Here is an 18447-nt window from a genome sequence, read left to right as displayed (position 1 = left end):
TCATTGGTTTTCTCACAGGATGGTCTTGGATCTTACATTCTTTATCTCTAGCACATCTTTAGAAAAATGGTATTAGGCTGTCCTTAATTTGGCATCTGATTCGATAGTTTGCAGCCACACGCTAGAATTAGGAAATAGATAAAATATTTTCATCCTCGATCATTTTCTTGTCGCGCCGCGCGAATGGTTGCGGGAAATACGCCTACTAAAAGTGCCAAAGCTTCATCGGGAATTTGTGCCACCGTTTCCGAATCCAAATATTGTTCAAACTGAGTTAAAATCATTAGTGCGCGTTCCAAAGCTGCCGGCTTTGCCGTTAACTGTTCCATTAACCGCACCCAATGCCGCCGAATTCCAAAAGCTTTCTGTCTTTCTTCGGGAGATAGAGGGCAAACCAAACAAAAATCCCCCACGGGAATCGCCTGCACAGAATTAACATCAAAAGCACCCCCAACGGCAGCCCCAGGCCCGGCAAACTCCGCGTGGAAGCGTTTAATCAAAATTAGACCGTTCCGGCGACGGCTATCTACCATCAACAGCTTGCCGCTGTTGATTTCTGCGAGAATGTCAGAGGAGTGGGGGTGTTCTGTCAAATCGGTGCCAAGGTGTCGATGTCGCAAGTCCGGGTCAGCAGAAAAGCCGGCGCGGATAAATATCGCTAGAGTTAAAATCAGAGCTGGATTAAGTATCAAATCTGCGATACTCCAGCGATCGAGATTATTCATTTAAAGTTATAAATTAATACTGTCACAAGGTGGTAGCGTGAGCGCGCTCGAATATCAAATGCAGGTAGAACAAGCAGTAGACACCCTGAAAGCGGAACTCCCGACGCTTTTTGAAAAAGATATCTCCTACGACATCTACACAAAAGATGTTTATTTTCAAGACCCTGTTAACAAATTTAAAGGAAAAATCAACTATCGCATTATCTTTTGGACTCTGCGATTTCACGGGCAGCTATTCTTTAGCGAGATTTACTTCGACCTGCACGGTGTAAGTCAGACAGACCCTGATACTATTGTGGCAAATTGGACTGTTCGCGGCATCCTGCGGGTTCCCTGGAAAGCTCGGATTTTTTTTAACGGCTACTCTACTTATAAACTCGATAAAGACGGCTTAATTTACGAACATATCGACACCTGGGACAGAGCTCCCGGAGAGATTTTAAAGCAGTTTTTCCGCAAGGGGGAGGATGGGAGCCTAGGATAAGTCAAAAAGGTCGATCGCGCGGGTCTATCAGGGGCGGCAACCAAAATAACTTATAATGAGTAAAATAATCATCAGCCCTCCGATTCATTTTCTGCTATTTGTAAATTGCTAAAATGAATCGTCGCCCCAGATTTATTTTCTGCTATTTGCACTCCCCAAAAACATCATGGCTGATATTGTCCAGACTGCCACCAATGCCGGCTCTTTCAAAACACTTGTGACTGTTATTGAAGCGGCTGGTTTGTTAGATTTATTGCAAAGTCCGGGCCCCTACACCGTCTTAGCACCAACTGACGAGGCATTTGCCAAAATACCTGCGAACACTATTGCCTCTTGGTTGGAAGACATACCAAAGCTCAAAAAAATTCTCACCTATCACATTCTGTTTGGCGAGGTACTAACTGAGAACTTGCTTGAGTTAAGTTCTGCTGAAACAGTGGAAGGTTCTGTCGTGGGAATTGAGACTTCAGACGGCATTAAAGTTAATGATGCTAAAGTTCTCACTCCCGATATTCTTGCCGACAATGGCGTCATCCATATCATTGATGCGGTGCTCGTACCCGCAATGGTTGCAGCATAACTAAACTTGCGGCATCTCTAAATTTAGTAGGGTGCTTATGGGCGCACCTTACATTTTAAACTAGAGAACTTATACAAGTGTCACAATTAGTAAGGTGGGTCAGAGCCCAAACCATCGCTCATCCGTCCATAACTCGGTCTGACGCACCCTACAAGTCGATTGGATCGTGACACTTGCGTAATTGCTGAACTAATTATCCTAACCTAAAATCAATCCCGATCGCGCCTGCAGCATCAATTCTAAATGCCGAGTTTCCCCTTCACCTTTCCAAACAAACTCGCCTTTCCCAAACAGCAATTTCTCGTGAGGAGATTTCAAATTAGCTGCCTCAAAGCTAATATTAGCTTCTTCTGTCGCGACATTGACAGCAACAACTATTTCCTCATCCCCCAAAATTCGGGCAAAAACGTAAACCGTTCCCTCAGCAAACAGAATTTGGTACGATCCAGTACGGAGGGCAGCATATTTGTGACGCAAAGCTATCAACTGCTTGTGATAATCTAAAACATCAAGTTCCCAGTGAGATTCTAAGGGAAAACCGCGGCGAGAATCGGGATCTAGAGCACCGGGCAAACCAACTTCATCGCCGTAGTAAATGCTGGGAGCTCCAGGAAAAGTTAACAGCAGCAAAGTAGCTAGTTCGACGCTAGCTTTATCGCCCCCAGCAATTGACAGCAACCTAGCTGTATCGTGACTGGCCAACAAGTTAAGTTGAGTTAGCTGTATCTGCCACGGGTACAGTTCTAAAACCTGTTTAATTTTTTCGCCGTACTGTTTAGCAAAAAGCGCCGGATAGGGATGGTAAGAACGGCCTTCAATTTGAGCTAAATCTACCCTGTCGCCCGCTGCAAAAGCAATAGTCGGCCCGGCAAAAAGATAATTCATTACTCCGTCAAATTGACTGCCGTCGAGCCATTCTCTCGCATCTTCCCAAACTTCGCCGACAATGTAAGCTTCGGGATTAATTGCTTTAACTCGATCGCGAAATTCCTGCCAAAATCCCGGGCTTTTAATTTCAAAAGGAACGTCCAGCCGCCAGCCGTCGATGCCGAATTTAATCCAATATTCGGCGATTTCCATAATGTATTCTCGCACTTCTGGATTGTCGTGATTGAATTCAGGAAGTGCTCGATTCCCGTCCCAACCGGCATAGTTAGCAGGAAAATTGCCGTCGTAGGCTGATAGCGGCCAACCTTCAATTTTAAACCAATCCAGCCAAGGAGAATGGGGGCCGTTTTCGAGGATGTCGTGAAAGAAGAAAAAGCCGCGGCTGGCGTGGTTGAATACGCCGTCGAGGACAATTTTGATGTTGCGATCGTGAGCGGCATCTAAAAGTTCTTTAAAAGCCGGATTGCCGCCCAACATCGGATCGACTTGATAGTAGTCGTGGGTATGGTAGCGGTGATTGCTAGCTGACTGAAATATGGGCGTGAAGTAAATTGCGTTAATGCCTAAGTCTTGCAAGTAGTCTAGCTGTTCCATCACGCCCCACAAGTCCCCGCCTTTGTAGCCTTGGAGGGTGGGGATCTCGTGCCATTCTTCCCACATGAAGTTTTGCAGGAGGCGTTTGCGGGGCTGTTTGCTTTTGGCAAAGCGATCGGGGAATATTTGGTAGAATACGGCGTGTTTAACCCAGTCCGGCGTTTGAATTTGCATACACTTTTGCTAGCTTTTACGCCTTAGGCTACAGTAGCAGAGGTTGGTAGGGGATCTAGCTTTTGGTAGAGAATAGACATTTTATCCAATTTTGTCGATCGACAAATTGCAAACTCTTAGACAAATTTCCAGTCAATCTCAGATTGAAAGCTGACTCAACCTAGAAAATCATCGTCCCGACGGGCGGCGCTGCCTGACTGCTGTGAAGTTGGACAAATTCACCGCAGTCAGGAACGCCAGTAAAAAGAACGAGCTCGAAACCAAGCAGAACAAGGACGCCAGCGGGCGCAAACAGAGCATCAGCGGGCGCGGTGCGATCGACCCGTCTTGAAAAAGAACAACAGCGCGATGAGCCTGGATGGAGAAATTGCCAAAAGGGGGAATTAACCCAAGAAACTTGTAATTAAAAGCCCAAACCCCCAACCTTATTCTTTCCTTAAACTGCCTTTATTTATTGAAGGGTATGTTAACTCACAACTCAAAACTTTTTTAAATATCCATTATGGATTGATGGGTATTTTAACTCACAGATCGAAACTCCTAACTCCAGTCCCGGACGCACTCCAACTCTCATAAACCGGGTTTTTTAACTCTTATTGAGGGTTTGAAGAAGTATTTGGATTAAACAATCCGCTTTCTGTGTAAGCGACTCAACTCAAAACTCAAAACTCAAAACTTCCTTGCTCCCCCCCCTTGTCAAGAAGCCCTCACCATCCGACACTGTACTTGGAGAGTTAATCGACCCTAGGGAGAAAGTTCCTTGAAAAAAGTTTTAGCCATCATCCTCGGTGGCGGTGTAGGCACCCGCCTTTACCCCCTAACCAAACTGCGAGCCAAACCCGCAGTTCCCCTCGCAGGCAAATATCGCCTCATCGATATTCCTGTCAGCAACTGCATCAACTCGGAAATAGTCAAAATCTACGTCCTCACTCAATTTAACTCGGCATCCCTCAACCGTCACATCGCTCGCACCTACAACTTTTCCGGCTTCACCGACGGATTTGCCGAGGTACTCGCCGCCCAGCAAACTCAGGAAAACCCCAACTGGTTTCAAGGGACAGCCGACGCAGTTCGCCAATATCTGTGGCTGCTAGAAGAGTGGGACGTTGACGAATACTTGATTCTTTCGGGCGATCACCTCTACCGCATGGACTACCAGAAGTTTGTGCAGAGGCATCGCGAAACCAACGCCGATATCACCCTCTCAGTTTTGCCTATGGACGAGAAGCGGGCCTCGGATTTTGGTTTGATGAAAATCGACGACAGCGGCCGCATTGTTTCTTTCAGCGAAAAGCCCAAAGGCGATGCGCTCAAACAAATGCAGGTGGATACTACTAAACTGGGATTGACAGCGCAGCAGGCTAAGGACAGTCCTTACATTGCTTCGATGGGGATTTACGTCTTCAAAAAAGAAGTTTTGATTAAACTGCTGAAAGAATCTCCAACCCAAACGGATTTTGGTAAAGAGATTATTCCGAATTCTGCAAAAGACCACAACGTTCAAGCTTATTTGTTTGACGATTACTGGGAAGATATCGGAACTATTGAGGCTTTTTACGATGCTAACTTGGCGCTGACCAAACAGCCTCAGCCTCCTTTCAGTTTCTACGATGAAAAGGCTCCGATTTACACTCGCCCGCGTTTCTTGCCTCCGACTAAGCTTTTAGATACTCACGTGACGGAATCGATTATTGCTGAAGGCTGCATTCTCAAAAAGTGTCGGATCGACCATTCTGTGTTGGGAGTTCGATCGCGCATTGAAGCTGGATGTACGATTCAAGACACCCTAGTCATGGGTGCTGACTTTTACGAACCCGACGCCGAACGGCATTCGAGTTTGGACAACGGCGGCGTCGCTCTCGGTATCGGTGCAAATACTACAATTCGCCGCGCGATCGTGGATAAAAATGCCCGCATCGGCCACAACGTTCAAATAATTAATAAAGACCGAGTGGAAGAAGCCAACCGCGAAAGCCAAGGTTTTTATATCCGCAGCGGCATTGTCGTAGTCCTGAAAAACGCCACGATTCCTGATGGAACTATCATTTAGTTATTAGTCATTAGTCATTAGTCGTCAGTCATTAGTTTTTTAAGTTAAAATCTGTTACCTTTAACCAAGTGACTGATGATAAATAAGTAAATTAGTGACAGATTACCAATGACCGATGACTGATGACTGATGACGAAATTAATTTTTTTTTGATTATTAATTCCAACCGCTGATGCGAGGTTGTCGAAATACTTGGCTTTATTCAAAGGCTCGCGCATTATTTATAAGGGAAATTCTCTGTTACTGCCTGCGGTGATACAGATAGGTGCGATCGCCGGTGTCGGGCGAATAGCTTCTGATTCTTGTATTTGCGCTGGTAGCACGACTGACAAATGCGCTGCCCGTTTCTGAGTACAACACAACTCTCGGAACTATCTTTCCACTCGTCGCAGCAGCCGCAAGGCCAACTTAGCAAATAATTCATCATGTTAGCACCCTCGTAACATTTAAAGCAGATCGCTTTTTAGTATTCTATCTTAATTTTTAGATAAGTGTGTGATGTAGTTAACAGACAACGGAGAGATTATGTTATATTACTTTGACTTAAATCTATTCAGACGTAATAAAAATAAGACGGTATAGGCTCGGTCTGGGGTGAGGAAAAAAGATATCGAAATGTTGGCAAATGACTGCGGACTTTAGGGTATAACACAGTCACAATTTAGGCGCCAGATTCGACCGGACTTGCTGATGAGAACGTGCTAAGATTGGCATCGGGTGAAAAGCTCCTATCGAGAAATTCGATCGCACGTGCAGAAAAAAAAGCTCGATCGTCGGCACCAGTCAATCGATTTGAGATTTGAGATTTGAGATTTTAGAGGCGACCCCACGGATAAATGCTCTTTCTTGAGGATTTTCGATTTGCGATTTTGGATTGATTCCACGGATAAATCACGTGGCGGGTACCACCTTTGAAATTCGCTTGTCAACCAGACGGGTATTCGCGCCAGCAACAGCAGCAGCTTTCCCCTCATCGCTTCAAGAGGGCTGCTGCCCAAAGCTTTCGCCGCCTCCGGAAATCCCGAAGGCGCACAACTCCTCAAAACATATCGTGGCAAAAGTTTTCACAGTCTAAAAGCTCAAAGGTATAGCAACCGCCTGTAGGCTTAGGACGTTCTTAATCGATCGAAGCATTGTTTTTCTGGTCGAATGCCTTTTGCTGCTGCTGCGGCTGCCTTCAGGATAGGCTTTCAGCGTAAGTGCCCAATGCTATAAAATCTCAAACAACAGCAGCGGGGTGAGGAAATTGCGATCGAACGCCAAGCAACAACCGAACTCGATCGAGTCCAAACCTTTGATAACCTATAATTTGAATGAGATGCCGCAGGCACTTTTACCCCTGGCATCAAACTAATTCGCCATCGGGCTGCTAATTTGGGATTTATTCTTTCTAACAACTAACAACTAACAACTAACAACTAATAAAGAGGGGATTGCTTAATGGCTGCAACAGATTTTAAAGACTATTACGCTATTTTGGGACTCAACAAAACTGCCAGTTCTGACGAAATTAAAAAGACTTTTCGCAAACTAGCCCGGAAATATCACCCCGACATGAACCCCGGGAACAAAGAAGCCGAAGCTCGTTTTAAAGAAGTAAACGAAGCTTACGAAGTGCTATCAGACCCAGAAAAACGCAAGAAATACGACCAATACGGTCAATACTGGAAGCAAGCGGCTGCAACTTCCGGCGGATGGCCGGGCGGGGGCGGTACTGCGGTAGATTTTGGCGGGGTTGACTTCAGCCAGTACAGCAGTTTTGACGAATTTATCAATGCCTTGCTCGGCCGCGCAGGTAGCCCTGGTGCTGGTGTTGGCCGCAACGGCAAGTGGAATTACAGCAACTACCGCGCCGGCGGGCCCACCGGTTTTGGCGGATTTGAAGATTTCGTCGGGTACGACAACCGCACTGCAGGAAGCTCTCTCGACACTGAGGTGGTGATTTCCCTGACTTTGGGGGAAGCATTTCGCGGTACTTCCAAGCGAGTCGCCACGGGCGAAGTTTCGATTCCTGCGGGAGTGAAAACCGGCAGCAAAATTCGGGTAAAAGGCAAAGGTCAAATTGACCCCTACACCAAGCAGCAGGGAGATTTGTACCTAAAACTAGAAGTTTTGCCTCACGCTTTCTTCCAATTTGAGGGAGAGAATTTGGTCTGCGAAGTGCCTATAACTCCAGACGAAGCGGTATTGGGAGCTTCAATTGAAGTGCCGGCACCTGAAGGTATGATAACTGTAAAATTTCCAGCCGGGATGCGATCGGGTCAGTCTTTGCGCTTGCGGGGCAAAGGATGGCCGAAACCGAAGAAAGACGAGCGGACTGATTTGTTAGTAAAAATTGCGATCGTGCCGCCGAAAGAAATTAGCACTGTAGAACGCGAATGCTACGAGAAAATTAAAGCAAATCGCACTTTTAATCCTCGGAGCAATTTAAACCAAGCGCTAATTTAAACAAACTTGCAGTGCCCGTACCAAACAAAATCACGAAGGAAAGCGAATCATCTCTTGGGTTTAGGCGGGTTTACAAATATCCTGGAGCTGAAGTCATCGATATTCGTGAACCCGCGCCCGAGCGGATTTAGCTCGCTCGACCTATTCACAATTGAGCGTTCCACTTTCTCAAGACTCTTCGCTTGCTTTTAGCTGACTGGGTTGGCGACCTTGTTTGATGTTGATGCTAATGTTTTTAGCTCCTTTCTTTTCCAAGTCTGTGATGTAGGCGTTAGTGTTATTAGAAGCTTCATCCTTGCTGTCGTAGGGGCCAAAGTAATAGGTGTGCTTGGGCGAATCTGTGTCAACTTCCACCCACCACTCGCGACCTCTACCGCTGGCCATCGGTTGAGTCAGTATCGAAACCGCCGCCAGGAACATACCTAACATATAAAGTTCAAACATAATTCCCCCTCTGCAACAAGTTAAGTAGTGTTTACTCTTCTCAACTTATCCGGGAAAATAACTCGATCGGCTCGTCCTCAGTGCTGATTTGACGGAGGTAATTTTTGAGAGTTGCTGCTGTCTAAAATCAGCATTTCGGTGGAGGAGAGTTTTAGGCTGGGCGACTCTAAGTCCCTGCTACACACACAAAGTCTGCAAGGCAAGGACTGGGAGAAGAGCGTGTTTATATTTTTGTTGAGCTTTGAGTTAACTCAAAACTCAAAGTCATTAAATCGTCAAACTTTCTGAGACTTCATCTTCACAAATTGTGAGATGCGAAGGCTGACAGCGTTTGATGCGGATGCTAAGCCTTTTGGCTCCTTCGCTTTCCAAGTCTTCGATGTAGCCTGGAGTATTGCTTGATGCTTCTTTGTTGGTGTCGAAGGGGCCAAAATAGTAGGTACAGTGGGGCAAATCGGTGACAATTTCTACCCACCATTTCTCAGACCGGCGGTGCCGAGGCCCGGCAAACACGGACAAGACTGCGACGTAGATACAAAATAAATAAAATCCGAGCATCTTTATTCTTGAGGGTGATTTAATTTATTATTTAAATGTATCAAAATAATTGCCCCCCCCGAATCAACCTCTGTGCTGATTTTGAGTCGATCGAACTGAGATTTGAGATTTGAGATTTGAGATTTTCCTCGCATCTAAAATCTAAAGCAAAACCCGCCGGTGCGGGTTATTTGCTAACTGAAAAATACTGTTTTTCCGAACTATAGGGCTGGGCAAACCTCAGCAGGCTGAGGTTTAGCGCTTGCCTTTGGGGAACTGTTCGATACCAGCCCAACCGTAGAAAACCAGCTCGTCGTTCTGAACTCGGCAGCGGTCTACTCGCAGTTGAGTCCCCTCTAAGGCAAATTTGTCTAAGTCTAGCAAGTTATTTACGTGGGCAATTATAGCTTGACCCAAGTCTACTGCTTGCCCGTCACCGCCGTAAGTAACGCTGACAAATTGGATTTTGCGTCTGTCTTCTACTTGCAATTGAGCTGTGATATCTATGTTGACGGGTTCGCTGGCATCGCCTACGGTAATTTCGGACTGAAGCCGAATTGATTTGTCGGTTCCGAAGCTGACTTCAGTGTTTTGAAAGTGCAGAGATTGCTCTTGGTACTTCAGCTTCTGGAGTTTTTCAACTACAAAAGGTGTATTGAATGAGGTGGTTAAATCCGATCGACTTAAAACTACTCGCATATTTGCCTGGGTAGGCTGCCGCAATTTGACTTGACCTGCAAAAATTGCCCCAAAATCAATTGAGACTGCTTGCAGGTATAGTTCCATCACTTCTATGCGGAGGCCGTTGTACATCAACATACCTTTGCCAATGAAGTCGAAACCGTCGATGCTTCCCTGCAAGAGTTTGGCTACGGGTTCGACTCGGATGTTGGCTTCGGCCTTTTCAGAACGTTTGAATAAGGCTGCGATCGCAGCTCCTGCTACTTTACTAACAAGGCGATCGCCACTTTGACCTTGAAAGGATGTACCGCTAAACAAAGCTGCTACCATTTATTCGTTTGCTCATCTACAGTCGCCATTATAACCTCCTATTAAGAAATGTTAAAATAGCTTGTGCTTATTCACATCATAAGCACGGATTGTTTTCACGGTGTGCGTGAAAAACAACATTTTTGATCTTTTAATTGCTCAGGGGGGTGCCTTGGAGACAGGCGCGATCGAGCAGGGCTCCATCCCAAACGGTTTGTTCGATCGAGGCGCACAGCAAATTAGCCCCCGTCAGGTTAGCGCCGCGCAGTACGGCTCCATTCAGGATCGCTTCTTCCAAGTCAGAGCCCGACAAATCAGCGCCGGACAAATTGACATTGCTCAAATCGGCAGAGTGCAAAATTGCCCGAGCCAAAGCAGCGCCGCGCAAATCGGCACCCCGAAAATCGACACCGCTCAAATCCAAATTGCCGATGGATGCCCCCGTCAAAAAAGCACCCCCAAAACTTGCCTCGCGGACTACAGCGTTAGCGAACGAAGCTCCCCGCAAATCGGCATTGCGAAAATCAGCGCCGCTCAAGTCAGCGCCGCTCAAGTCAGCGCCGCGGAGGTTGGCTCGCAATACGGCCCGCTGCAAGTTAGCGCCGGCGAGATTAGCTCCACTCAAGTTGGCTTGAGACAAGTCAGCATCGGCGAGATCGGCTCCCGCTAAGTCTGTACCCGCTAAATCGGTGCCGGCCAACATCAAAATTTTGCCTTTGCGTATGGCTTCGAGGTCATTAGTCATGAGTTTTTAGTCATCAGTCATGAGTTTTTAGTCATTAGTAGAGCGGTAGGGCGCGCACCGCGCACAGAGAGGCTGCGACTTCCAGCAAGAGCGGTAGGGTGCGCACCGCGCACAGAGAGCTGATTTTTCTAGTGTTGGAAAGGATTTGTGCCCGAGTCCTAAATGCCCGATACTTCGGCTACCCTCTGTACAAGTTCCCAATTACCAATTACCGATCGCCCATTACCCATCCAGTTATTTTATAATGCCGGAGCGGCTGCGGTCGTTCGATCGCCCAAATCCTCCAACCATACATTCGGCAGTTGGCTCGGGCGGTTCGGTAACTCCATCAAACCCATTTCTGCCAGCCTGACGACGTTGCTGAGAGTTTCCACCAAAGCCGGATCGAAGCGAATGCCGCAATGTTGCCGGCACTCTTCCAAAGCTTCGCTCAAACTCAAAGCCGGACGATCGCCGCGCGGTTGAGTCAATTCTTGAAAATAAGCGACCAACCCCAAAATCCGCGAAGCAACGGGTATCGATTCGCCTCGCAAACCCTCTGGCTTGCCGCTGCCGTCCCAATATTCGAGTTTGTGCTTGACAATTTCCGCAACTGGTGCTAACTCTGGCATTGCTTGCAGCAGTTGGGAACCGATGAAACTGCGATCGCGCCAAAATGATAGCGTTGCTTGGTCGAAAGCATCGGGAGTGCGATCGAACACCTCATTCGGGGCCGAAACTAAGCCGACTCGAAACAGCAATCCGGCCAGCCGCAGCCTGCGCAACTGCAAAGCCGGCAAATCCAGCAGTTGACCCAAAGTTTCCGACAAAGCCGCCACCTGCAAAGACGCTGTAGGATTTGAGGTATCCCGTTCGTCCACGCGCTGGGCCATCCGCAGAAAAGCTTGAAGTTTGTTAGCGTTCAAATTGCGGCTGACGCGCAAAGCTTGACCTTCCAATTCCCACAACTCGCGGGTTTGGCGGTTAATTGCTACCATTTGCTGCTGAGAACTTTGCAGGTAACTGACTATCCGCGATACCACGCCGCTAATGTCTGCCAAGGGCGGGCCAATGGTAGCCTGGATTTCGCGGTACATTTCCAGCAAATTGTCTGCCAGGGGAGAGTTGTAATGTCGCGTCTGTTCTATAAAAATTTCTGCTGCCGCCGACACCAAAGACTGGTCAAACGACCACAAACCGTAGAACTTTCGTTCTGCATCTACTTCTGGCTTGCCTTGGGGCAAGTATTCCTCGGCTGAAAGTTCGCGGCAAAGCACCATTGCTTTGTATGTCGGGGCGAGGATGATTAAATTCCATTCTTGGATTAACGGGTCGATCTCATCGAGATTTATTAAAGATACATTTTCTAATTGCCCGGTTTTGTGGGTAGCGAAACCGCTGTCGGCTACTGCACCGATGACAACGCGCCGAGAGGCATTAGCAATATCTAGGTAGCGATCTGCTTCCTGTAAATACCATTTACCCTGCTGAAACGTCACCAAAACTAGGGGTTTGAGTTCGATATCGTCCCCGCCGCTAGTTTGCAAAATGTGGTCTTCTAGGGCGTGACACAGGGCTACTAGGGTGTTTTTGAAGTATACCCCGTAGCTAGAAGGCAGTTTTCCGTCGGGAAGCGTAGCTTGTAGTCTAGCGAGAGTTGATTCTGAATTCATTGCAAAAAGCGGTGCCTGCTCTTACTTATTGTAGCGGGCGATCGAACTTCTCGAAAAGACTTTTGGTAAAAATCCGAGTTTTTGATTTTTCACCGCTTCGCAACGGACTCAACTTAGGGTGCGAACCTTACTAATTTTAGCCATTTTCTGGAAACCCTCTGTCTTTGGCTGAGTTTTTTTTATATGAGAAACCTGCCGACAGGAAGACGCTAACTTTATTAAGTATTAACTACTATTTTGGAAACAATAATTAGTAGGAATTCTGAGCGTGCTTCAACAAAATAGAAGTTTAGGGGAACAGGCGATCGACAAAGTGGCCGAGATTGCTATTGCTAGCAAATTAGACGAATCGGAAACTTTGTCGGTCACAGTTAACACCGATCCTGGCCAGCTAGCCCAGGGAGAAGTAGAGGCCGTTGCAGTTGAGGGCAAAGGACTGGTAATGCAGCAAGATTTGCGGGTGGAAGAATTGCAAATTCAGGTCAAGGATATTGCTGTCAATCCCCTGACCGCTATGTTTGGCAAAATAGAACTGAACGGGCCTGCCTTCGGTGGGGCGCGCGCAGTTTTAACAGAAAGCGATATCAACCGCGCTTTTAATTCCGAATACATCAGCAGGAAACTGAAAAACTTAAAAGTTACTGTTGACGGACAACTGGTGACAATAGACGTTAAAACTATTGAGTGCCAATTGCTAGCTGGAAAAATCGCTTTAAATGCTGAGGTATTGGTGCGGGAAAGTGCCTCAACTGAAAAGATTTATTTTACAGCAAAACCTCTGATCGCAGCGGGCGGTTGGGCAATTTCTCTTCAGGATGTCGAGTATCCCGAAAACAAGGAGTTTTCGCCGGAGTTAACTGAAGCTTTGGCGGACAAAGCTGGTGAAGTTTTAAACTTGCGAAATTTTGAACTTGAGGGAATGTCCCTGCGAATTCAACAGCTAAATGTAGAAGCTGGTTTGCTGACTTTGCAAGCTGAAGCGAAAGTCGAAGAATTCCCAAATTAGCAGTAGCGTTCTCAGCTTAGTAGCTGGTAGGGTACGTCAATTGATGTTAGATTTTAGATTTTAGATTTACTCTCCAGATGAATCTGGAATCTTGAACCTGAGTCTAAAGATTTTAGATTTTAGATTTTAGATTTTAGATTTACTCTCCAGATCAATCTGGAATCTTGAAACTGAGTCTAAAGATTTTAGATTTTAGATTTTAGATTTTAGATTTACTCTCCAGATCAATCTGGAATCTTGAACCTGAGTCTAAAATTTTTAGATTTCCACGGCAGGAGTCGTTCGCAAGTATCGGTTTTTGGGCGCGGTCAAAAACCGAAAAGCTTTTGTCATCGAGCAATTATTGGAACGCATCCGAAGACTGCGCTTTGAAACTACCTCCGCCCTTTTCTTCTCGGTCGGGTACGCGAGTTTCTCAACCGAAATTTCTCTAGAAACCCGGTAAAAAAAACCGGGTTTCTAGATACTGGCTTGTTAGTCCTAACAAAAATAATCTATCGAAGGCGATCGCACTTTTTAAATCCCTCTAAAGTTATAAAAAAATAGATAGCAATATGCGGCAAAGTATCACCGCCGTTAGAGGCAGCTATGGGGAGTTTATTTTTACTCTTGACAAGTAGTAGGAAAAATTTGGAAAAATTTTGTGAACACTGTAACTGCTTTTTTTAAAAGACTGCGTATCGGTCAATTTTTGACTCAATTTTTGACTGTATTTATGGCAGGTGTGCTGCTGTTTACCAGCACCGCTTGCAATTCGGGCGATGTTCGAGGTGCTCGGCCTGAGAATCCTCCCGTTCAAATGGGAGGAATGAATAACCCCCACAAAGCCGGTGGAGATGGATACACGAATTATCAAATGTCTACCGACCCTAAAGTCAATCAATCGCCTGCTAAAGCCGAAAAGAATCGGGCTGATTTGTCGATCGCACGCGATCGTCTCCTGGCCTGAACAAACGCTCAATCTAATTCCTCAAGGCTGCTCGATCCGGGCTCTGCACCGATGGAAACTGACAAGTTTGACCCCGCACTCGGGGGAGATAGAGCTCTCTTAGAAGCGCCAGACGGACCGCCGACTCAGGCTCAACCCGTATTCGATCGCAGCGAGCCCGATGCCAATATCTTAGAGAGAGTAGGCGCCGCCTTTAAGGATGGTTCTGCTTTCCTGAAAGATAGCGCTGAAGATGCCAAAGAAAGTTCGGTTAGGCAGCTCAATCCGCTGCAAAAACAAGCAAGCATAACTAGCGCGGAATAGCCAATTTGTAGGGGCTTTTTCTGAATAGTCCCTACACAATATTCACAAGACTTATCCAGAACTTCTATATCAGTCTTAGACCCAGCATCTGTCAGTTCACTGGGCGCACCTGACGCTATATGTATCGTCTAAAACTACTTTTTAGCCTTATTCTTGTATATGTGGGGTGCTTAGAGGCGCACCTTAATTGTAGATTGTAGATTGGGATTTGAAATTTCTAGGACTTGTGCAAAAAATGGAAAAGCGCACCATTGAAATTGCCGCTCCGGCTGGCAATGACAAACTCGCAATAACCGAGTTTCCTCATTAATGCACAAGTCCTGCTTTTATTCCTCTAAAGAAACTTTGTTTTATTTACGTTTCGAGTCAGAAACATCAGCAATCAAATCGTCTTTATCAACTTTCGGAACAAAATCAGGGCGTTCTTTGGATTCCCAACCGGGGGGGCGCTTGGAGTTGTACCAGGCGATCGAGCCGATCGTAACTGCGGCAACAAAGCCAACACCAAGAACTGCTATTGGAGCGGTCAAGCTGACACTTGATTCCGGCACTGGCTGCTGCATCAGCAGATCGATCGTTACTTGCTTGATGGGTGCAACAAGAACTGCCATGGGAGCGGTCAAGCTGATATCTATCATTAGGCTAAATCCTTATCTACTCTACTTTTACATTATCTTAAGTGCTAATGCCGTCTGGTTGATATATCGGAAGACAGAAAAATTGACAGAATTGCCGTCATAATGTTTGGAGGTTGAAAATAGGAGAGCTGATTTTATGCCGTTGGGGACAATAGCATTGCTGTTGGCTGCTAGTTTCAGCCTGGGTGCTTTACCGCTAACGGGATGGGCGGTGCGAGTCTTTACCCGCCGAGATTTGAGGGCGCTGGGCACGGGGAATGTGGGCGTGTCGGCAGCTTTCGTTCACGGGGGGAAATTAGCGGGAATTGCTGCGGTGTTGGTGGAAATTGCCAGGGGTATTGTGCCGGTGTTGGCGGGGCGATTTTGGTTTCCGGATGCACCGGAGATCGCGATCGCCCTGTTAATTCCGCTAGTTGCGGGCAGATATGCGATCGCCCGAGGTGGAGGGGTGACAAACGCTGTTTGGGGTCTTTTGGTATTTTCGCCGCCGGTGGCTGTTTCATCGGGCATTTGGGGGCTGCTGGTGTGGGGTTTGGCACAGCGGTGGTGGGGTGAGGGCGATCGGGCGAGACTATTTGCTTCCCGTTGCGGGTGTCTGTGCACGCCTATTTGGGTTTGGGTGTGGCGACAATCAATGCCCGAATTTTTAGCAGCAGCAGGATTAGCTGTTTTGTTAGCAGCAATTAATTTCAGTCAGGGTGATGATATGGCTTTATCTAAATCAGATCGATTGTTTTCTCTTGATGACTCGTTAGATGCGGCAATCTGCGGCGATAAAGCTGCTAAATTGTCTCAACTTAAACGGGCAGGTTTTAACGTACCTGCTGGTTGGATATTATCACAAGAAGCGCGCATCGGGCATCGGGCATCGGGCATCGGGCATCGAGGAAATAGCGATGAATTGTCGTCAATTCCCAATGCTGTCATTCAAACTCTAAAATCCCAAATCCAAAATCGAATGATTGTGCGCTCTTCTGCTGCGGGAGAAGATGGCGATACCAGTTCCGCTGCCGGACAATATCAAACAATTGGGCCTGTTTCAACTAAATCAGAATTGCTTGATGCAATTAATCGCTGCCGCCAGTCTTATTGGACTTCCGAAGCTGTGGCTTACCGCCGACAGCGACAATTGCCCGATACCCAAATGGCTGTATTAATTCAGCCTTATATTGACAGCCAAATTGCGGGAGTCATGTTCAGTCGCAATCCTTTAGATGGTGGTTCCCAGGTAATTATAGAAGCTTTACCGGGAGGAGCCGAGGCTGTTGTCGGCGGACAATGTACTCCGGTTCACTTAGAAATTGATTTTAGTACACCTGAATCCTTAGAAAAACAATTAAATGAACTTCAAAGTAATTCAATAATTCCTCAATATATTATAGCAGAATTGGTGAAACAAGCCCAAGCGATAGAAGCATTTTTTCACGGAATCCCGCAGGATATTGAGTGGAGTTGGGACGGGGAAAAAGTTTGGATTTTGCAAAGCCGCCCAATTACTAATTTGCAGCCTTTTTGGACGCGCACTATTGCAGCAGAAGTGATTCCCGGTGCAATTCGCCCGCTAACTTGGTCGATTAACCGGCCGCTGACTTGCGGGGTTTGGGGAGAAATATTTAAGGTGGTTTTGGGCGATCGCGCGATCGGCTTAAACTTTAATGAAACGGCAACTTTGCTGGGTTCTCACGCCTATTTTAATGCGACTTTGTTGGGCGAAATCTTTCGGATGATGGGATTGCCGGAGCAGGGTTTGGAATTTTTGCTGAGAGGGCAAAAAATGGGCAAGCCGCCTTTGGGGAAGATTTTGCCCAATTTGCCCGGTTTGTGGCGTCTGGTGCAGCGGGAGAGGGCGCTCAATGCAGAATTTAAGGGCGATCGTACTTCTATTTTCCTCCCGGCACTGCAAAGTCTGGATAAGGAAGAGGGAAGAGGGAAGAAGGAAGAGGGAAGAGGGAAGAGGGAAGAGGGAAGAGGTTCGAGCGAAGAAGCAATATTAATGCCCAATGCCCAATGCCCAATGCCCAATTATCAATATTTGTCGGAATTGTTGGAGAGAGCGGAGCAAATTCAGGAGTGGCTGAAACCGATTACTTACTACAATATATTAGGGCCGATCGGGCTGGCTATTCGCAAGGCTATTTTTCGAGTTGACGATGACTGGCTGGAGAATGATAGCGCTCCTGAAATTGCTTCGGTGCGAGCTTTACAGCAGTTGGCTCAGAAATTGCGGCAAGCTGCTGTTTCGCAGCCTGACGAAACTGTTTCAGTGGCACATTTAGCACAGACATTTGCCGAAACTCCGGCTTTACAAGCAGAATTTGAAAAGTGGCTTGATACTTACGGATATTTGAGCGAGGTGGGAACGGATATCGCTGTTCCTACTTGGCGAGAACAGCCGGAAGTTTACCAAAAACTGCTAATAACTATGGCTCAAAAAGCCGAAACAAATTTAGTCGAAAAGCGGAAGTTAGGCTTGACTTTTGGGCAGAATTCGCGATTAGATAAATGTCAAGAAAGAGCGATCGTCAAAAACGAAATTAGCGAAATTTACGCGCGGTTGTTGGCTCACCTGCGCTGGACTTTTTTGGAGATTGAAGCTTGCGGATTGGCAATGCAGGTGTTTCAGGAAAGCGGGGATATTTTTTATCTGGAATTTGGGGAAATTCAGCAGTGGATTCGCAGCGGCGCGAGTGTTTCTTTTCAGGATACAATTAGGGAAAGGCGCGATCGCCTGGTAGCCGATCGCGATCGCCCGATTCCCCCTGTAGTCTACGGCAATTTGCTGCCAAATTCTCAGAAAAGGTCGATCGACTCTGCAACATCTGCAACTAATATCCTCCAGGGAATTCCCGCAAGTATCGGTCGTGTCGAAGGCTTTGTCAAGATTTGCCGCACCGCGAGCACAGATTTAGGAGAAAATGCGATCGCCGTAGTCCCCTACACCGATGCAGGCTGGGCACCGCTGCTGTTAGGAGCAACAGCAATTATCGCCGAAGTTGGCGGCCAACTATCTCACGGAGCAATTATCGCTCGCGAGTACAAAATTCCCGCAGTGATGAATATTCCTGAAGCTACAACTCGCTTGCGAGACGGTCAAAAAGTCCGAGTAGATGGGTATCTCGGCACTGTAGAATTGCTCGAATAAACGGGAAGAAGAGTCTAAAAACTTGTTTGTAGTAACGTGAGTTTGACCGTCAGGCGATCGCCCTGGTAAACTTAGAGTGCGATCGGCATTTCTCACTC

16 protein-coding genes are annotated in these 18447 nt (G+C 46.9%); 8 read left to right on the top strand and 8 right to left on the bottom strand.

Features of this window, described 5'->3' with window-relative positions:
• Nucleotides 1-149: 149 nt before the first annotated feature.
• The gene (locus QUA80_RS25550) at nucleotides 150-725 is read right to left on the bottom strand and encodes a hypothetical protein (RefSeq protein ID WP_333427805.1); all 576 of its coding nucleotides are present in this window, start codon (nucleotides 723-725) and stop codon (nucleotides 150-152) included.
• 58 nt (nucleotides 726-783) lie between these two features.
• Here QUA80_RS25550 and QUA80_RS25545 point away from each other — a divergent pair, with 58 nt between their 5' ends.
• Both QUA80_RS25545 and QUA80_RS25540 read left to right on the top strand, forming a co-directional pair.
• The gene (locus QUA80_RS25545) at nucleotides 784-1209 is read left to right on the top strand and encodes a DUF2358 domain-containing protein (protein ID WP_333427806.1); all 426 of its coding nucleotides are present in this window, start codon (nucleotides 784-786) and stop codon (nucleotides 1207-1209) included.
• Nucleotides 1210-1375: 166 nt separating this feature from the next.
• Entirely contained in the window at nucleotides 1376-1789 is a 414-nt protein-coding gene (locus tag QUA80_RS25540; RefSeq protein WP_333427804.1) for a fasciclin domain-containing protein, read from the top strand.
• 198 nt (nucleotides 1790-1987) lie between these two features.
• On the opposite strand, the gene QUA80_RS25535 is transcribed toward QUA80_RS25540, so the two are convergent.
• Complete coding sequence (locus QUA80_RS25535; protein WP_333427803.1) at nucleotides 1988-3445, bottom strand: glycoside hydrolase family 13 protein; 1458 nt, start codon at nucleotides 3443-3445, stop codon at nucleotides 1988-1990.
• Between the two features lie 760 nt (nucleotides 3446-4205).
• On the opposite strand from QUA80_RS25535, the gene QUA80_RS25530 reads away from it, so the two are divergent.
• Together QUA80_RS25530 and QUA80_RS25525 are read left to right on the top strand one after the other, a co-directional pair.
• Nucleotides 4206-5495 (top strand): glucose-1-phosphate adenylyltransferase, encoded by a 1290-nt coding sequence (locus tag QUA80_RS25530; protein ID WP_333238079.1) that lies wholly within the window; start codon nucleotides 4206-4208, stop codon nucleotides 5493-5495.
• A gap of 1440 nt (nucleotides 5496-6935) precedes the next feature.
• Nucleotides 6936-7943, top strand: coding sequence for a J domain-containing protein (locus tag QUA80_RS25525; RefSeq protein WP_333427802.1), 1008 nt, complete (start codon nucleotides 6936-6938; stop codon nucleotides 7941-7943).
• Nucleotides 7944-8111: 168 nt separating this feature from the next.
• Here QUA80_RS25525 and QUA80_RS25520 read toward each other — a convergent pair whose 3' ends face one another.
• From QUA80_RS25520 to QUA80_RS25500, 5 genes are all read right to left on the bottom strand, one after another.
• Nucleotides 8112-8387, bottom strand: a complete 276-nt coding sequence (locus QUA80_RS25520; protein WP_333427801.1) for a DUF1816 domain-containing protein — start codon at nucleotides 8385-8387, stop codon at nucleotides 8112-8114.
• 267 nt (nucleotides 8388-8654) lie between these two features.
• On the bottom strand, nucleotides 8655-8945 hold the full coding sequence (locus tag QUA80_RS25515) for a DUF1816 domain-containing protein (RefSeq protein ID WP_333427800.1): 291 nt from the start codon (nucleotides 8943-8945) through the stop codon (nucleotides 8655-8657).
• A 234-nt stretch (nucleotides 8946-9179) separates the two neighbouring features.
• The gene (locus QUA80_RS25510; RefSeq protein ID WP_333427799.1) at nucleotides 9180-9935 is read right to left on the bottom strand and encodes a DUF2993 domain-containing protein; all 756 of its coding nucleotides are present in this window, start codon (nucleotides 9933-9935) and stop codon (nucleotides 9180-9182) included.
• A 130-nt stretch (nucleotides 9936-10065) separates the two neighbouring features.
• Complete coding sequence (locus QUA80_RS25505; protein ID WP_333427798.1) at nucleotides 10066-10659, bottom strand: pentapeptide repeat-containing protein; 594 nt, start codon at nucleotides 10657-10659, stop codon at nucleotides 10066-10068.
• 239 nt (nucleotides 10660-10898) lie between these two features.
• Entirely contained in the window at nucleotides 10899-12311 is a 1413-nt protein-coding gene (locus tag QUA80_RS25500; RefSeq protein ID WP_333427797.1) for an HD domain-containing phosphohydrolase, read from the bottom strand.
• Between the two features lie 268 nt (nucleotides 12312-12579).
• On the opposite strand from QUA80_RS25500, the gene QUA80_RS25495 reads away from it, so the two are divergent.
• The 3 genes from QUA80_RS25495 to QUA80_RS25485 all read left to right on the top strand — a co-directional run bounded on the left by QUA80_RS25495 (nucleotide 12580) and on the right by QUA80_RS25485 (nucleotide 14569).
• Nucleotides 12580-13317: a DUF2993 domain-containing protein gene (locus QUA80_RS25495; RefSeq protein WP_333427796.1), complete on the top strand. Its 738-nt coding sequence runs from the start codon at nucleotides 12580-12582 to the stop codon at nucleotides 13315-13317.
• A gap of 643 nt (nucleotides 13318-13960) precedes the next feature.
• On the top strand, nucleotides 13961-14266 hold the full coding sequence (locus QUA80_RS25490) for a DUF6658 family protein (protein WP_333427795.1): 306 nt from the start codon (nucleotides 13961-13963) through the stop codon (nucleotides 14264-14266).
• 51 nt (nucleotides 14267-14317) lie between these two features.
• A complete protein-coding gene (locus QUA80_RS25485; RefSeq protein WP_333427794.1) occupies nucleotides 14318-14569 on the top strand; it encodes a hypothetical protein in 252 nt (83 codons plus the stop codon).
• A 350-nt stretch (nucleotides 14570-14919) separates the two neighbouring features.
• Here the strand turns inward: QUA80_RS25485 and psb35 are convergent, their stop codons facing one another.
• Nucleotides 14920-15132, bottom strand: a complete 213-nt coding sequence (gene psb35 / locus QUA80_RS25480; protein WP_333238084.1) for a photosystem II assembly protein Psb35 — start codon at nucleotides 15130-15132, stop codon at nucleotides 14920-14922.
• 211 nt (nucleotides 15133-15343) lie between these two features.
• Between psb35 and QUA80_RS25475 the strand changes: the two genes are divergently transcribed.
• Entirely contained in the window at nucleotides 15344-18349 is a 3006-nt protein-coding gene (locus QUA80_RS25475) for a glycerol-3-phosphate acyltransferase (protein ID WP_333427793.1), read from the top strand.
• The last annotated feature ends 98 nt before the right edge of the window (nucleotides 18350-18447 follow it).

Origin of the sequence: Microcoleus sp. F4-D5 (genome assembly GCF_036704885.1) — a bacterium.
GTDB lineage: Bacteria > Cyanobacteriota > Cyanobacteriia > Cyanobacteriales > Microcoleaceae > Microcoleus.
The sequence above is the reverse complement of the archived record's forward strand: the minus strand, read 5'-3'. Positions and strand labels throughout refer to the sequence as shown.

Bases quoted from the DNA above. Each gene is read 5' to 3' on its own strand.
- QUA80_RS25505 (WP_333427798.1), bottom strand. From the start codon at position 10,659: ATGACTAATGACCTCGAAGCCATACGCAAAGGCAAAATTTTGATGTTG.
- QUA80_RS25475 (WP_333427793.1), top strand. From the start codon at position 15,344: ATGCCGTTGGGGACAATAGCATTGCTGTTGGCTGCTAGTTTCAGCCTG.
- QUA80_RS25525 (WP_333427802.1), top strand. From the start codon at position 6,936: ATGGCTGCAACAGATTTTAAAGACTATTACGCTATTTTGGGACTCAAC.
- QUA80_RS25520 (WP_333427801.1), bottom strand. From the start codon at position 8,387: ATGTTTGAACTTTATATGTTAGGTATGTTCCTGGCGGCGGTTTCGATA.
- QUA80_RS25500 (WP_333427797.1), bottom strand. From the start codon at position 12,311: ATGAATTCAGAATCAACTCTCGCTAGACTACAAGCTACGCTTCCCGAC.
- psb35 (WP_333238084.1), bottom strand. From the start codon at position 15,132: ATGCAGCAGCCAGTGCCGGAATCAAGTGTCAGCTTGACCGCTCCAATA.
- QUA80_RS25510 (WP_333427799.1), bottom strand. From the start codon at position 9,935: ATGGTAGCAGCTTTGTTTAGCGGTACATCCTTTCAAGGTCAAAGTGGC.
- QUA80_RS25485 (WP_333427794.1), top strand. From the start codon at position 14,318: ATGGAAACTGACAAGTTTGACCCCGCACTCGGGGGAGATAGAGCTCTC.
- QUA80_RS25535 (WP_333427803.1), bottom strand. From the start codon at position 3,445: ATGCAAATTCAAACGCCGGACTGGGTTAAACACGCCGTATTCTACCAA.
- QUA80_RS25515 (WP_333427800.1), bottom strand. From the start codon at position 8,945: ATGCTCGGATTTTATTTATTTTGTATCTACGTCGCAGTCTTGTCCGTG.
- QUA80_RS25550 (WP_333427805.1), bottom strand. From the start codon at position 725: ATGAATAATCTCGATCGCTGGAGTATCGCAGATTTGATACTTAATCCA.
- QUA80_RS25545 (WP_333427806.1), top strand. From the start codon at position 784: ATGCAGGTAGAACAAGCAGTAGACACCCTGAAAGCGGAACTCCCGACG.
- QUA80_RS25540 (WP_333427804.1), top strand. From the start codon at position 1,376: ATGGCTGATATTGTCCAGACTGCCACCAATGCCGGCTCTTTCAAAACA.